Source organism: Streptomyces sp. NPDC087270 (assembly GCF_044744625.1).
In the GTDB taxonomy this organism is placed as follows: domain Bacteria; phylum Actinomycetota; class Actinomycetes; order Streptomycetales; family Streptomycetaceae; genus Actinacidiphila.
In genome coordinates this window covers 148,751-164,322 of the sequence record NZ_JBIUYR010000008.1, presented here as the reverse complement: position 1 = coordinate 164,322, position 15,572 = coordinate 148,751, and the positions used below count along the sequence as shown (strand labels likewise).

Annotated in this window: 11 protein-coding genes; 3 read left to right on the top strand and 8 right to left on the bottom strand. The window is 74.6% G+C overall.

What is annotated here, in order from left to right:
* The first annotated feature begins 179 nt into the window (after window positions 1–179).
* On the top strand, window positions 180–3,650 hold the full coding sequence (locus ACIPAE_RS18110) for a phosphodiester glycosidase family protein (protein ID WP_402446172.1): 3,471 nt from the start codon (window positions 180–182) through the stop codon (window positions 3,648–3,650).
* A gap of 178 nt (window positions 3,651–3,828) precedes the next feature.
* Here the strand turns inward: ACIPAE_RS18110 and ACIPAE_RS18105 are convergent, their stop codons facing one another.
* Window positions 3,829–4,854 (bottom strand): LacI family DNA-binding transcriptional regulator, encoded by a 1,026-nt coding sequence (locus tag ACIPAE_RS18105; protein WP_366413145.1) that lies wholly within the window; start codon window positions 4,852–4,854, stop codon window positions 3,829–3,831.
* A gap of 92 nt (window positions 4,855–4,946) precedes the next feature.
* Here ACIPAE_RS18105 and ACIPAE_RS18100 point away from each other — a divergent pair, with 92 nt between their 5' ends.
* Window positions 4,947–5,894, top strand: a complete 948-nt coding sequence (locus ACIPAE_RS18100) for an amidohydrolase family protein (RefSeq protein ID WP_402446170.1) — start codon at window positions 4,947–4,949, stop codon at window positions 5,892–5,894.
* A complete protein-coding gene (locus ACIPAE_RS18095) occupies window positions 5,891–6,475 on the top strand; it encodes a cysteine dioxygenase (RefSeq protein ID WP_402446166.1) in 585 nt (194 codons plus the stop codon). The genes ACIPAE_RS18100 and ACIPAE_RS18095 overlap by 4 nt, the downstream gene beginning before the upstream one ends.
* Window positions 6,476–6,486: 11 nt before the next feature.
* Here ACIPAE_RS18095 and ACIPAE_RS18090 read toward each other — a convergent pair whose 3' ends face one another.
* The 7 genes from ACIPAE_RS18090 to ACIPAE_RS18060 form a co-directional block, all read right to left on the bottom strand.
* Window positions 6,487–7,410 (bottom strand): RNA polymerase sigma-70 factor, encoded by a 924-nt coding sequence (locus ACIPAE_RS18090; protein ID WP_329361444.1) that lies wholly within the window; start codon window positions 7,408–7,410, stop codon window positions 6,487–6,489.
* On the bottom strand, window positions 7,407–8,339 hold the full coding sequence (locus ACIPAE_RS18085) for an NAD(P)-dependent oxidoreductase (protein WP_329361446.1): 933 nt from the start codon (window positions 8,337–8,339) through the stop codon (window positions 7,407–7,409). Before ACIPAE_RS18085 ends, ACIPAE_RS18090 begins: the two co-directional genes overlap by 4 nt.
* A gap of 70 nt (window positions 8,340–8,409) precedes the next feature.
* Window positions 8,410–9,447 carry a DNA polymerase thumb domain-containing protein gene (locus ACIPAE_RS18080; RefSeq protein ID WP_366413142.1) on the bottom strand — a complete coding sequence of 346 codons (1,038 nt, stop codon included), beginning with the start codon at window positions 9,445–9,447 and terminating at the stop codon, window positions 8,410–8,412.
* A gap of 26 nt (window positions 9,448–9,473) precedes the next feature.
* A complete protein-coding gene (locus ACIPAE_RS18075) occupies window positions 9,474–13,043 on the bottom strand; it encodes a DNA polymerase III subunit alpha (protein ID WP_402446160.1) in 3,570 nt (1,189 codons plus the stop codon).
* A 392-nt stretch (window positions 13,044–13,435) separates the two neighbouring features.
* Window positions 13,436–14,188 carry an AraC family transcriptional regulator gene (locus tag ACIPAE_RS18070; RefSeq protein ID WP_402446157.1) on the bottom strand — a complete coding sequence of 251 codons (753 nt, stop codon included), beginning with the start codon at window positions 14,186–14,188 and terminating at the stop codon, window positions 13,436–13,438.
* Window positions 14,189–14,234: 46 nt separating this feature from the next.
* On the bottom strand, window positions 14,235–14,537 hold the full coding sequence (locus ACIPAE_RS18065) for an antibiotic biosynthesis monooxygenase (protein ID WP_329361452.1): 303 nt from the start codon (window positions 14,535–14,537) through the stop codon (window positions 14,235–14,237).
* A gap of 140 nt (window positions 14,538–14,677) precedes the next feature.
* A complete protein-coding gene (locus ACIPAE_RS18060; protein WP_402446154.1) occupies window positions 14,678–15,508 on the bottom strand; it encodes a hypothetical protein in 831 nt (276 codons plus the stop codon).
* Window positions 15,509–15,572: the final 64 nt, after the last annotated feature.

Here is a 15,572-nt window from a genome sequence, read left to right as displayed (position 1 = left end):
CCGTACGACAGGCCGCGACGGCCGGGACGGCCGGGCCGCCCCGGTCCGGCGCGCCGGCGGCAGGACCGGCCGGAGGACCCATGGCCCAGTTCGTCACCCGCCCACCTCACCCACGTCACCCGAGCCGCCCAAGCCGCCCAAGCCGCCTGCGGCTCCCGGCCCGGGCGCCGGCCGTACTCGTGGCGACCGCCGTCTGCGCCGCGCTGCTGGCGGCCGGCGGCACACCGGCGAGCGCCGCACCCGACCGCCCGGCGACCGGTGCCCGGTCGTCCTGGCTGCCGACCACCCCCGACCAGTGGCCGCTGGTGGTCGACGAGAAGACGACCACGCCGCGCACCCTGACCCACGGCGTCAGCAACTACTCCGACACGCTGCAGACCGTGGGCGGGGCGCAGCGCGCGCAGGTCCTCGACGTGTCCCTGACCGACCGGAACGTGAAGCTCGGCGTCGTGGAGTCGCACGACCGCCTCACCGACCCGGCCGACGAGGTGCCCTCCTCGATGGCGCACCGCACCGGCGCGGTCGCGGGGATCAACGGCGACTTCTTCGAGATCAACGCCAGCGGGCGGCCCGAGGGCATGGTGGTGCGCGACGGGCGGCTGCTGAAGAGCCCCGAGCCGAGCCGGCCGGCGGACTTCGTGGTGCACCGCGACGGGACCATCGGCATCGGCACCGAGACGTACACCGGCACCCTGACGGACCTGACGAACGCGGCGAGCACCACGCTGACCGGCGTCAACGCGGTGGACGACCTCGGCGCGGGCGCGCTGCTGCGGGTCACCGCCGACCTGGGGCCGACCTCCATCGCGGCGGCCACGGTGGTCACCGGGCACCTGGGCGCCGACGGGGCCGCGCTGACCGTGGACTCGGTGCGCACCGGCGTCACCGAGCTGCCGCAACTGGCCGACGGCCAGGAGGACCTGGTCGGCTCGGCCGGGTACGGCGACTGGCTGGCCGCACACGTGCACGCCGGCGACCAGGTCTCCACCACCGACCACCTGGGGCCGGACAGCGACGTCGTCCAGGCGCTCAGCGGCGGCGCGATCCTGGTCAAGGACGGGCAGCGCGCGGTGCCGTTGCAGGGCGGCGGCGACAACAACATCGACAACCCGGTGACCGCGGTCGGCGTGACCAAGGACGGCAGGCACGCGGTCTTCGCTGCCTTCGACGGCCACCAGGCCGAGGGCGTCGCGCAGGGGCTGACCCGGCCGCAGCTGGCGGGCTGGATGCTGGAGCACGGCGCGTACGACGCGATCCTGTTCGACGGCGGCGGCTCGACCCAGATGGTGGGCCGGCTGCCGGGGCAGACCCAGGCGTCGGTGCTCAACACGCCGTCGGACGGGCACGAACGGCCGGTCGCCAACGGCCTGTTCCTCTACAGCCGGCAGGCGGCGCCCGGCGCCGCGACCCGCGCGGTGGCGAACGACGGCAAGCCGCTGACCGCGCTGGCCGGCACCTCGGTCGACGTGCCGGCCTACGCCCTGGACCGGGCGGACAACCCGGCGGCGGACCCGGTCACGCTGAGCGTGAGCCCGCCGGGGCTCGCCGCGGTGCACGGCACCACGCTGACCTTCGCCGGCCGGCCCGGCCACGGCACCCTGCACGTCCGGTCCGGCCACGCGTCCGCCACCGTCCCGCTGTCGGTGGTGAGCGGGGTGCGCACGCTCACCGCCACCCCCTCGCAGGCCGATCTCGGCAACGGCGCGACCCAGGCGCTTTCGGTGACCGCGACCGCGAGCGGCGGCGCCACGGTCAGCCTGCCGCCGTCCGCGGTGAAGTGGTCCGTGGACAAGCCGGAGTTGGGAACGGTCGCCGCCGACGGCACGTTCACCGCCGCGGCCACCGGCACCGGCATGGTCACGGTGACGGCCGCCGCGGGCGGCGCCAAGGCCACCGTGTCGCTGGCCGTCGGCTCCACCACGGTCCCGGTGGACCCGCTGACGGACCTGTCGAAGTGGTCGGTGACCAGCGACTACATGAACGTCTACCCGCGCAAGGTGCCCAGTCCTGGCCCGCACTCCACCACCAACGGCAGCATCGCGCCGGACCCGTCGACCACGGCCAGATCCGGGGACACCGGCTCGATGGACGTGCACTACACCTACCCGAACCAGACCGGCACCTACGACCTGAGCGTCTACCTCAACGACCCGGACAGCGAGCAGATCCCGCTGCTGGGCGGCGACCAGGCGCCGATCGGGCTCGGCGTGTGGGTGAAGGGCAACGCCGACCTCGCCTCGCGGCCGGGCGACGGGCTCGCGCCGGGCATCGTGACCCTCAACGTCGGCATCTGGCAGGCCAGTAATCAGCCGACCAGCTTCTACCCGACCGGCATCACCTTCGACGGCTGGCAGTACGTCGTCGCGAAACTGCCGGCGGGCCTGCAGTACCCGCTGCGGATCAACTACCTGGGCCTGGTGACCATCAAGCCGGGCCCCGACCTCACCGGCGACATCCACCTCGCGGACCTGGAGGCGCTGTACTCGCCGCGCCCGCCCCAGCCCGCGACGTACACCGCGATCCCGAAGAACCCGTCCTGGCTCCGGTTCACCGACGCGTCCTCCTTCCGGCCCGGCGGCACCACCGTCGCCGCGTTCGACGACGCGCACACCACGGCGGCCACGCCGGGCGCGACCGGCACGGTTGCCCTGAAGTCGCTGCCCGGCGTGTTCGGCGCGCTGCCGCCCGCCGCCCGCCCGCGACAGGTGCAGGCGCTCGGCGACATGTCCGACAACGGGACGACCGGTGACCTGGCGAACCTGCGCACCCTGATGGACGGCCTCGGCGTGCCGTACCGGGACGCGGTCGGCAACCACGAGATCACCCAGGGCGCCGCCCCGGAGAACGGCGACTTCACCAGCGTCTTCGGGCCGACGCACTACGCGTACGACGCGGGCGCGGCGCGGATGATCGTGACCGACAGCGGGCACATCGGCATCACCGCGTCGGACGCCTTCCAGGTGCCGGACGAGGGCGAGTCGCAGTACCTGTGGCTGGCCGGGCAACTCAGCGCGAACACCAGGAAGGTCGCGGTCGTGATCACCCACACCCCCGCGTACGACCCGCATCCGCGCGCGGACAGCCAGTTCACCGACCGGTGGGAAGCGCGGATGTACGAGGCGCTGGTGCAGCGGTACCAGCGCACCCATCCCGGGGTGCACGTGCTCATGATGTTCGGGCACGCGCGCGGCTTCGCCGAGGACCTGCGCGAGCCGGACGGCACCGACGCGCCCGGCGGCATCCCGAACTTCGTGGTCGCCGACCTGGGCACGCCGCCGTACGCCACCCCCGACCAGGGCGGGTTCTTCAACTACGGCCTGTTCCACATCCTGCCCGACGGCACCGTGCAGTTCGCGGTGCAGCCGCTGCTCGCCTCGGTCGCGGTGACCGCGCCCGCGCCGTCGCTGGCGCGCGGCGGGAAGGAGCGGTTGACGGCGACCGGCACGTCCATCGCGGGCGACGACCTGACGGCACTTCAGGTACCGGTGCGGGACCCGGTCTCCCGCCGCTGGACCAGCTCCGACCCGCGCGTCGCGACCGTCGACGCGGCCACCGGCGAGGTGACCGGACGGGCTCCGGGTACGGCGCGGATCAGCGTCACGGCGGGCGGGGTGACCGGGACGGCGACGGTCACGGTGCCGGCCGGGTGAGCTGACGGGTCGGGCGGCCGCCCGGTCCGGCCGAGCCGGGCGGGCAGCGCGAGGGCCCGTCCCGCACTCCCCCGCCCGGGGGGCGCGGGGCGGGCCCTGAGCCGTCGTCAGGGCCGGCGCGGGTCCGAGGGCGCGACGAATTCGGGAGCGCCGCACCGGCGCGGTCGCCGCGGCACCGTCACTTCGGCTCGGCCCGGGGCGAGTTGGGCGGGCCGACCGAGCCGCGCGGCTGGGCGACCGGCGGCAGCACCCGGCGCCGGCTGCGCCGGCCCGAGGTGATCGCCTTGACCGTGCGCTCCACCACCAGGTCCACCAGGAGTTCCACCGGCCACCGGTAGGTGGACAGCGGCGGTGTCAGCAGGCGGGACAGCGGGTGGTCGTCGTAGCCGACCACGGAGACGTCGCCGGGCACCTCCATGCCCAGCTCGCGGGCGCCCGCGTACACGCCGTACGCCATCGAGTCGGCCATGCACAGGAACGCGGTCGGCGGGTCCTGCCCGGTGAGCACCGCGCGGGCGATCGCGGCGGCGCCGTCCAGGTCGTGCGGCGAGCGGTGCAGCGTGACGTGCAGGCCGAGCCGGCGGGCCACCTGCTCGGCGACCGTCTCGGCGGGGCGGTCCGGCGTGGTCATGCCGCCGGGCGTCATGACCGCGATCCTGCGGTGGCCGGCGGCGGCCAGGCCGTGCAGCGCGTCGGTGATCCCGGCCTCGTTGTCGAAGACGACCTCGGCGTGGGCCGCGCCGCCCGGCAGCCCGTCGCCGATGGAGATCAGCACGGTTCGCTCGGCGACCGCGGCCCAGTGCGCGGCGGCGGGGTCCACCGGCAGCACGATGAGCGCGTCCACCCGCTGGTCGGCGAGTTGGGAGGCGAGGGTGGCCTCCAGGACCGGGTCGTTGGAGGCGTCCACGATCAGCGCGTGCCGGCCGTCGCCGAGCAGCCGCCGGCCGAGCGCGGCGGCCGTGGCCTGCTGCCACACGTCGGTGAGGGAGCGGCAGAGCACGCCGATGTAGCCGGTGCGGCCGGAGGCGAGGGCGCGGGCGATGGGGTCGGCCTGGTAGCCGAGCCGTTCGGCCGCCTCGCGCACCCGCTGCTGCGTCTCCGGGGGCACCTGCATCCCGCGCAGCGCGTAGGACACCGTGGCGGTGGAGAGCCCGGTCTCCTCGGCGAGATCGCGCTGGGTGACCCTCGCTGGTCGTTGCGGCACGGGGACAGTGTAGGGGCGCCCTTGACGGCGGCCGGGTTTAAGCGCTTCACTGAAGCGCTTAACTGAAGCGCATCAGTACACGTGAGGAGGGTATGTCCGACTACGGTCACATCACCGACGGCACCACCGCCCCCGCTGTCCCCACCGATGTCCACCAGCACCTGTGGCCCGCCGCTCTCATCGAGCGGTTGCGCGCCCGCACCCGGCCGCCGCGGCTCGACGGCTGGACCCTGCATCTGGCCGGTGAGCCGCCCTACGAGGTGCGGCCCGAGGACCACGACCCGGCGCTGCGCGCACGCCTCGACCCGGATCTGCGCCGCATCGCCGTATCCCTGTCCAGCCCGCTGGGCATCGAACTGCTGCCGCCCGACGAGGCGGCGCCGCTGCTGGACGCCTGGCACGCGGGCGTGCTCGCGCTGCCGGCACCGTTCGAGGGCTGGGCGTCGGCCCAACTGACCTCGCCGGAACCGGAGTCGCTGGCCCTGCTCCTGAACTCCGGTGCGGCGCCCCGCGGTCTGGTCGGCCTCCAGGTTCCGGCGGTCGCGATGGCCACCCCGCAGGCGCTGGAGCGGCTGGCGCCGGTGCTCGCGGTGGCCGAGGCGGCGGGCAGACCCGTGCTGGTCCACCCGGGGCCGCAGCCGCCGTCGGCCGAGCGGTTGCCCGCCTGGTGGCCGGCCGTGGTCGGCTACACCGGCCAGCTCCAGGCGGCGTGGTGGGCCTGGCAGACCGCCGGGCGCGCCCTGCTGCCGCGGCTGCGGATCTGCTTCGCCGCGGCGGCCGGGCTCGCCCCGGTCCACCACGAGCGGGCGGCCATGCGCGGCGGCGGCCCGTTGCGGCTCGACCCGGGCGTGTTCGTGGACACCTCCTCCTACGGCCGGCAGGCGCTGGACGCCGTGGTGCGCGTGCTGGGCATCGACGCCCTCGTGCTGGGCAGCGACCGCCCGTACGCGACCCCGACCGACCCCCATCTGGGCGCGGCGGCGCGGTTCGCCGTCCGCGTCGGCAATCCGCTCCACCTACTCGAAGGGATCAGCCCGTGACCGCTCCGCCGTCGTCCCTGCCGCCCGAGGACCACACCGCTCCGGTGCAGCGCGCCGAGCCCTGGCTCGGCGTGCCGTCCTCCCTCAGCCTCGACGCGCTGCCCGGACGCGACCTCGACAAGCGCGAGCTGCTCGAACTCGCCTGCTCCGTCGCCGCGGACCCCTCGCTCTGGCGCCGCCACGTGCTCTTCGCCGACGACCGCCGCCACTACGTCTCGCTGCACCGCGACGCCCACGTGGACGTCTGGGTGCTGTGCTGGACGCCGAGCAACGACACCGGCTGGCACGACCACGACATATCCTCCGGCGCGGTCGCCGTGACCCAGGGCACCCTGGTCGAGCACAACCTCGCGGTGGGCATGCCGAGCCTGGCCACCCCCGTCCCGGCCGGCCAGGTCTACTGCTTCGGCCCGGACCACATCCACCGCCTCACCGGCCGGGACGCCGGAAGCGTGTCGATCCACGCGTACTCGCCGCCGCTGTGGCGGATGGGCCAGTACGCCGTCAGCCGCACCGGAATCCTGCGGCGCACGTCGGTGTCGTACGCGGACGAGCTGCGCCCGCTCGACGACATCGTCTGACGGCAGGCCGGTCAGTCCGGGTCCCGGCCCGCCCGCAGGGTCTCGCGCAGCACCTCCCACGCGTCGGCCACCGGGCCCATGTGCCCGAGCTTGTCGGGGTTGATCACGGCACGGATCGTCCGGACCCGCCGCTCGACGATCTCCAGCACGAGGATGTTGACCACCTTGCCGTCGCGGTCGCGCAGGACCGCGCCCGGCTGCCCGTTCACCTCCTGCCGCCGCATCGCACCGCCGATCCGGGCGAACGGCGGCAGGAGCGAGGCGAGCAGCCGGCCCACCTTCTCCGCGCCGAAGAACTCCGGCGCCCACTGCGGTGCCTTGCCGCCGCCGTCGCCGACCATCCGGACGTCGGCGGCCAGCAGTTCCCGAAGACCGTCGAGGTCGCCTTCGCGCAGCGCGTCGAAGAAGCGGGCGGCGAGTTCCTCGCGCTCCTTGCGGTCGGCCTCGAACCGGGGCCGACCGTCGTCCATGTGACCGCGCGCCCGCACCGCGAGCTGGCGGCACGCCGCCTCCGACCGGCCCACGGCCGAGGCGATCTCCGGGAAGTCGAAGGCGAACACCTCCCGCAGCACGAACACCGCGCGCTCCAGCGGGCTGAGCCGCTCCAGCAGCAACAGGGCCGCCATCGACACCGAGTCGGCCAGCTCCGCCGAGCGCTCCGGGTCCTGGTACGGGTCGGCGAGCAGCGGCTCGGGGAACCACGGCCCGACGTACTCCTCCCGCCGGACGCGGGCCGAGCGCAGCACGTCGATCGCCACCCGGGTGACCACGGCCGACAGGAACGACCGGACCGACGCGGGCCGGGTCGGGGAGAGTTCGTAGCGCAGCCAGGTCTCCTGCACCGCGTCCTCGGCCTCGCTCACGCTGCCGGTGATCCGGTAGGCGATCGAGAAGAGCAGCGGCCGCAGTTCCTCGAAGTCCTCCGCCCGCGTCACGCCGTCGACTCCGCGAAGCCCTGCCGCCACGACGGATGCTCCGGCTGCCAGCCCAGCTCCCGCTTGGCCTTGGCGTTGGAGAAGCCGCGCCCCTCGGTCATCATCGCCACCACCACCTCACCGGCCAGCAACCGGGCCAGCCAGACGGGAATCCGCAGCGGCTTCTTCGCCCCCGCGCACGCCGCCAGGTGCGGCAACCACTCGGCGGCCGGGGCCGGTTCGTCGTCGACGATGTTGAACACGCCCGCCGCCTTCTGCTCCACGGCCAGCACGGTGGCGCTCGCCGCGTCGTCCAGGTGCACCCACGAGGCGTAGCCGCCGCCCGAACCGACCAGCGGGAACTGCCGCTTGCGCACCAGCTCGATCTGGTCGTCGGTGGCGCCCGGCCCGTAGAACGCGCCGTACCGCAGGACCGCGCCGCCGGCCGCGCCGACCGCGGTCTCGACATGGCGCAGCGCCGCCATCGACGTGTGCGCCGCGGTCCCCTCGTACAGGTCCAACGGGTCGGCCTCGGTCTTGACCCAGCCGCCCTCGCGAAGGCCGTTCCAGTTGGCGTAGCCCTGGGCGACCACGTGGGAGACGCCGTTCGCCTCGGCGGCCTCCAGCAGGTGGTCGGTCCCCGCGGTGCGCAGCCGGATGGTGGGCAGCGCCCACCGGTCGAAGTGCTTCAGGTCGGCCTTGCCGGCGTGCGCCAGGGAGATCCCGGTCATCTGGTGCACGATCACGTCCGGCCGGGCGGCCGCCACCGCCCGGCCGACCGAGGCCGCGTCCAGGCCGTCCATGACGACACCCGTCGCGCCCAGCCGCTCCAGCGCCTCCACCTTGGCCGCGCTCGTGGTCGTGGCCGTCACCTCATGACCGCGGTCCACCAGTCGCGGCACCAGCCGCCGCCCCAGCACCCCGGTCCCACCCGCCACGAACACCCGCATGACGATCACCCGTTCCTTCCGTCGGCCGACTCTCACCCCTCATGACGAGACAGCCCCCGCGCCTGTGACATCAGGGACGTGGCCGGGGTGGGGCGCCCGTGGGGTGGCGGGGTCCGGGGTCGGCGAGGACGGCGGGGCGGACCGCGTGCGGGCCGAAGCGGTGGCGGGCGCGGTCCGCGGCCTGTTCGGCGGCTCGGGCGCGGTGGTCGGCGGCGTCGAGGGAGAGCTGGTGGTGGGCGTCGGTGGCGGGGCGGAGCCGGTCGGCGCGCAGGGTGTAGCCGCGGACGCGGGCGCGTTGCAGGCCGAGGGAGTGCAGGAGGATCAGGGCGGCGGTGGCGAGGTCGGGGGTGTGGGCGGTGGGTTCGGGCAGGGTGCGGGTCCGGGTGGTGGTGGAGCGGTCGGCGTAGCGGAGGGTGAGGGTGAGGTGGTCGGTGGTGTGGGCGGCGTCGCGCAGGCTGGTGCCGAGTTCTTCGGTGAGGCGGAGGACGGCGCGGCGGTGCTGGTCGGGGTCGAGGGTGTCGTGTTCGGCGAGGTGGTGGGCGGTCAGGTGCAGGGCGGCGGGTCGGGGGGTGACGGGGCGAGGGTCGTGGCCGTGGGCGCGTTCGGCGAGCAGACGGGCGGGGGCGGCGCCGAGGAGGCGTTGGAGGGTGGCGGGGGGCAGGTCGGCGACGTCACCGATGGTGGTGAGGCCGTAGCGGTGCAGGGTGTCGGCGGTGGCGCGGCCGATGCCGGGCAGGGCGGTGACCGGGTGGGGGTGCAGCCAGGTGGTGATGCCCTGGGGGTCGTGGGGGACGCGGGTGGTGTGTCCGGGTGGGCCGGCGGCCGCGGCCATGGCGGCGAGCATGCGGTTGGGGGCGAGCCCGGCGCTGGTCCGGACGCCGAAGAGGCCCGCCAGCCGCATGGCGATCATGTGGACCATGTCGTCGGCGGTCTTGCCGAAGTAGCGCAGGGCTCCGGTGATGTCGAGCTGGGCGGCGTCGGGCGGGAAGGGCTGGAGGCGCGGGGTGATGCCGGCCAGGGCGTCGAGGATCTCGGCGTACTGGTCGTCGGTGAGGGTGGCGTGCAGGTGCAGGTGGACGATGTACGTGGGGCGGGGCGGTGTCGTCATCGGGCGCCGTCGGGCGCTGTCGGGGGTCATCCGGCGCTGCCGGGGCTGCGGTGGCCGAGGCGGCGCAGGTCGGCGGAGCGGGTGCCGGCGGGTTGGAGGTCGGCGTAGGGGTGCAGGCGCGCGCCCGCGGTGCCGTTGGTCAGCGTCCGGCCGTCGGCGGGTTCGCCGGCCGGTGCGGGCCCGGTGGGCGGGGTCGGTGTGGGGTGGGGACCGGCGCCGAGGAGGTCCAGGGCGGCCTTGGGGCCGTGGTCGCGACGGGTGGCGGCGAGGTGGTCCAGGTCCCAGGCCATGGTGCCGACGATGGTGCGGCGCCCGCCGCGGACCTGGACGGTGCCGCGGACCAGGAGCAGCGCGGAGTGGAAGACGGTGTGGGCGCAGGCTTCGTGGGAGTCCTCGAAGAACGCGAGGTCGACCAGGCCGGTGCCGTCTTCGAGGGTGGCGAAGATGATGCGCTTGCCCGAGGCGATGGGCGGGGTCTGCGTGGAGGCTTTGACGCCCGCGACCAGGACCTGACGGCCGGGCCGTACGTGGGCGAGGTGCGCGGCATCGACGGCGCCGATCTCGCGCAGCAGCCGGTGGTGGTACTCCATGAGGTGCTGGGACACGTCGATGCCCAGGACGTGAAGCTCCGCGCCGAGGGCTTCCCGACCGGTCATCTCGCGCAGCCCGCTGGGTTCGGCGCCGCCCACCGGATCGGCGGTGAGCGGGACCTGGCCGTCGCTGGTGGTGCGGTTGCGGGTCTGGCGGTGCAGTTCGGTGATCTGCAGCAGCAGGTCCCTGCGGGTCAGCCGCCCGTCGTGCAGAGCGTCCAACGCGCCGATCTCGGCGAGGTGTTCGGCCAGCGGCCGGGACGGGCGGGCGCGCTGCCAGAAGTCGGACAGGGAGGTGTACGGCTGGCCCGCCGTGATCCGCTCGGTCTCCGCTTCGGTGATGCCGCGTACCGCGCTCAGCGCGAGCCGCACGCCGAAGCGGCCCGGCCCGGCCGGAGCGACGGGCGCGGTCCGTACACCTTGCTCGACGGGTTCGACCGGCTCGACGGGTTCGACGGGTTCGACCGGCTCGACCGGCTCGACGGTGTGCCGGAGCCGGGAGCGGTTGACGTCGACGGGCAGCACCGGCACGTCATGCCGGCGGGCGTCGGACACGATGACGCGTTTGGGCCACATGCCCGGGTCGTGCTCCAGCAGCCCCGCGTACAGCGCGGCCGGGTGGTGGGCCTTCAGCCACGCCGACTGCAGGGCCGGTACGGCGAAGGCGACGGCGTGCGCGCGGCAGAACCCGTACGCGCCGAACGCCTCCACGGTCTGCCAGACCGTGTCGCGTACGGGCTGGGTGTAGCCACGGGCGGCGGCCCGCTGGTGGAACCAGGTCCGGAGCTTCGGCAGCCGCGCCCGGTCGGCCAGCGCGCGGCGGGCGATCTCGGCGAGCGCGTAGTCGCAGCCGGTCATGACCGCGAGCGTCATGATGATCTGCTCGTGCCAGATCGTCACGCCGTAGGTGTCGGCCAGGACCGGTTCGAGGTCCGGGTGCGGGTAGGCGGGATCGCCGCCGTGGCGGGCGGCGATGTACCGCTCGGGCATCCCGCCGGCCACCGGCCCGGGGCGGAACAGCGAGATGTCGGCGATGACGTCCTGCGGGTCGCGCGGCTGCAGACGCGACAACAGGTCCTGCTGGCCCGGTGATTCGAGCTGGAACATGCCGAGGGTGTCGCTGTTCTGGATGAGCTTGAAGGCGAAGAAGTCGTCCAGCGGGACCTGCGCGCCGTCGTCGAGGTCGATGTGCTCGCCCGTGACGCGCGCCACCTCCTGCACGGCGTGCGCCATCGCGGACTGCATCCGCACCCCCAGCACGTCCAGCTTGATCAGCCCGAGCGCCTCCACCTCCTCCTTGGCGGCCTGCACCATCGGGTACCGGTCGGCCGGGGTGGGCTGCACCGGCAGCCGGTCCAGCAGGGTGCCGTCGCTGATGATGACCCCGCACGGGTGCATCGCCATGCCCCGCACCAGCGCGTCCAGCCCCTCGGCCAGCTCGAACAGCGGCCCGAACCGTCCCGTCGCCGCCTGCGCCGCCAGCGCCCGCAACTCGGGCAGCTCGGCGAGCGCGCCGGTGACGTCACCCGCCCTCAGGTGCGGGAACGACTTCGCGATCCGGTCCACCTCGCCGGGTGCGATGCCCAGGGCGAGACCGGTGTCCCGAAGCGCGTGCCGGGCCCGGTACGTCTCGGGCATCGCGGTGACCGCGACCCGCTCGGTCCCGAACCGGTCGATGATCGCGTCGTACGCCTCCAGCCGTCGCGCGCTCTCCACGTCGATGTCGATGTCCGGCAGCCCGGCCCGCCGTACCGACAGGAACCGCTCGAACAGCAGCCGGTGCTGGAGCGGGTTGGCGGTGGCGATCCGCAGCGCGTGGCAGACCAGCGAACCGGCGCCCGAGCCGCGGGCCGCCACCCGGATGCCCAGGGCCCGGATGTCGGCGACGGCCTGGCCGACCGCGAGGAAGTACGCGTCGTAGCCGAGCCGGCCGATGACCTCCAGTTCCTGCTCCAGCCGCGCCCGGGCCGTGTGGTCGCGGTCCAGGCCGCGGTCGGCCAGGCCGGCCTCGCACCGCTCCCGCAGCGCGGCCGCCGCGCCCCCCGGCCCGTCGCCGGCGCCCACCACCCGCGCCTCGGGGAAGTGCGCCACGCCCAGGCCCAGGTCCGCCACCGGGTCGATCCGGCAGGAGTCCGCGGTCGCGGCCGTGTCCGCCAGCAGCAGCTCGGCACGCCGCCCGTCGCCGCCCGCGCACCGGGCGATCTCGCGCGCGGCGTGGGACATCGCGGCCGGGTCCTTCAGCCACCGCTCCCCCGAATCCAGCCGCCGCCGGTCGATCGGCCGCAGCAGCCGCGCCGCGTCCAGGACATCGGCCAGCCGGTGCTGTCCCGGGTCGGCGTACCGGACCGCATTGGTCAGGACGGCGGTGGTCCCGGTGCGGTCGGCGAGCGCCACCGTACGGGCGGCCAGCCGCAACGACCCCGGGCCCGTACCGCCCCGCCCGTGCCAGACCGCCTCCATCCGCACCCCCGGCCCGAACACCTCCCGCCACGGCCCCAGCAACCGCACCGCCACGTCCTCCCGCCCCGCCGACAGCGCCCGCACCGGCTCCGAGACCGGCCCCAGCAGTACGACCAGCCCCGGCCCGCCGTACGTACGCAGCGCCTCCCACGGCACCACCGGGTTCCCGCCGCGCGGCACGGCGGCGTGCGCGGCCGACACCAGCCGGCACAGCCGCGCCCAGCCGGCCCGGTCCTGCGCCAGCAGCACGACCCGCAGCCCCGGCTCGACCACGTGCGCGCCGCCGCGCGCCGGCGCCGGACCGCGCCGCCCGGGGGCAGGCGGCACCAGCGGTTCCACGGCCACGTCCACGCCGAACACCGGGCGCACCCCGCTCGCCGCGCACGCCTGGGCGAACCGCACCACGCCGGTCACGGTGTCCCGGTCGGTCACCGCGAGGGTGTCCATCCCGCGCTCCGCCGCCCGCGCCACCAGCTGCTCGGGGTGCGAGGCGCCGTACCGGGGCGAGTAACCGGACGCGACGTGCAGATGGGCGAAGCCCACCACCGCGCACCTCCATCACTCCACCCCTCTCAGCGCGCTCCGGCCGACCCGGCCGAAACCCTTGTTCGCACGTTCGTTCGATTAGGGTAACGCGATTTCCCCAGGTCAGCGACCCGGCCCGCCGGCAACCCACGACTCGGCCCGCACACAAGCGAGTTGACCGAGCAGGGGCCGCGCCCGGCCGCATCGGCAGCCACCCCGCGACGCCCGTCCCCCGGCGCGGCCACCCGGGCCTCCCCCATCGAGGTCGATACCACCGAGGTCGACACCGCCGAGGTCGATGCCGCCGTACGAGCGGCGCCCGGCCGCATCGGCTCGCCGGACGCGAAGAGCGGGAGCCCGGCGTGCCCCGGCTCCCGCTCCCACTCCCGCTCGATCGACAGACCCTCGTCCGGTCAGGGCCGAAAGCTGGCCCGGTACTCCGTCGGCGTGCGGCCGGTCAGCTCCCTGAATGCGGCGTTGAACGCCGACAGCGAGGTGTATCCGACCATGAATGCGATCTCGGTCACCGGAGTGTCACCCGCGGCGAGTTCCTCGATCGCGCTCAGGACCCGCATCCGGCGCAGGACAGCCCGCCAGGTCATGCCGGTCTCCTCCTCGAAGCGCCGCGCCAGCGACCGCGGCGCGAGGCCGACCTCGTCTGCCACGTCCTCGAAACGGAGCTCACCGCCGAGCCGCCGCCCGGTCAGTTCGAGGGCCCGGCGAAGCTCCGGTGATCGGCCCGCCGGAACGGCGACCTGGCTCGGCTGCTCGGCGAGCCGCCAGGTCACCGCGGCGAGCGCGGCGAACAGCGTCTCCGCGTACACCGTGAGGGGCTCGTCGCACTCGCCCCACGTGCGGCACTCGGTCAGCAGGGCGCGGGCCAGCGGGTTGAGGTCGAACACGGTCAAGGGCGCCGGCGGGGCCGGAGTGAATCGGGTGTCGAACAGGACCGACGCGGTCGTGACCGACCGCGGGATGCTCACCCGGATACGCCGGCCCGCCTCGATCAGGGCGGCCCGCGCCGGCGGCAGCAGCCATGCCCGGCCCTGCGCCTCCAGCCGGAGGGTTCCGGCGGAGGCGCAGAGCAGGTAATGGCGGTCCGCACACAGGTCGCGAGCGAACTCCGGCGCGAACGTGCGGACGAAGGCGTACGCCCTCCGGGTCATCGACAGCCCCGCACAGCCCGATCCCAGGAGTCCGTCGCGCCGCCGGTCACGCCACCGTCTCCAGCAAGTCGGCACGAAAGCGCCGGCTCACCGGCGCTCCGGTCATCATCGGCCGAATCGCCTCGCTCAGGCGAGCGAAGGAGTCCGACCTCAGGTAGTCGGCGAACGACGCCTCGTCGTCCCACTCGTGGACCACGGCGACTGCGACGTCGTCCTCACGCGCGGCGTAGACCCGGAAGGCGATGTTGCCCGGCATGGCGCGTACCCGATGAGCCTCCCCGTCGAATCGGGCGAGGACAGCGGGCCGGTCGGTGGCGGCGGTCCTGAAGTCGAGGATCGCGATGAACACGGGGACCTCCTTGGCAAGGCGGCGACGGCCGCGGGTCGGATGGCCCCGATCCTCCGGCAGCACGCGCCCGGCCCGCCTCCGTCAGCCGGACGCGTTCACGCTCCCAGCGGACACGCCCGCTCTTCGCCCGGCCGGCGGGATCAACGCGCAGGACCCGTGTCCGCGGACGCTTCCGGTGGCAAGCCTCCCTGGTACGCCAGGAGGCGGGTGATCCCGGTGCGGACGAACTCCCGGGCCAGTTCCGCGCGTCGGGCCGGCCAGCCGGCGGACCCGGACGGGTCCACCAGGAGGTCCGTCCGGTACCGGCGTCGACGGATGTCGTCGACGACCTCCGCCGGCGCTCCCAGGGAGCGCAGTTCTTCGAGGGCTTCGCGCTTGGTGATCAACCGGCCGTCGCGCAGGGTCACCGATGCCCTCGCGAAGGTCAGCATCCCCAGATCCACCCAGATGTCCTGGAGCCACAGCGCGGCCTTGGCGTCGCCCGTCACACGCAGCCAGTAGTCCGCCAACTCGGCACGGACGAAGCCGGCCAGCTCCTGGTCGCTCACCTCGGGCAGCAGGCCGCCCGGCGGCGGTCCACTCAAGACCGCTGCCCCCAGGGCCAGTTCGCGTCGGCTCACAGGGGTGACCGGACGCTCGAACCACTCGCCCTGAGCCCAGGTCGGATGCGCCCGCGCCGGATCGGACTCCGCTCCCCTGGGCACGTAGGTGCAGTGCAGGGTCCGGGCAAGGGGGACCTCGGCGATCAAACGTCCATGGACGGACCGCAGTTCCTCCTGCTGCGCGTCGGTGGGCGCCGCGCCGACCAGCGCCACCAGATCGAGATCGCTGCGTCCCACCTGGTAGTCCCCCAGGGCCAGCGATCCGTGCGCCCAGAGGGCGACCAGGGGCACCACTGCTTCGACATCGGACCTGAAGCGTTCGAGCAGAGGCGTCACCTGCTCCAGGACCGGGTCCTCTTCGGTGGACAACGTGAAGGCCCCCTCCTCTGGCCGCCACCCGTCCAGGGCCGGCCGTTCCACCCTCGCCATCACA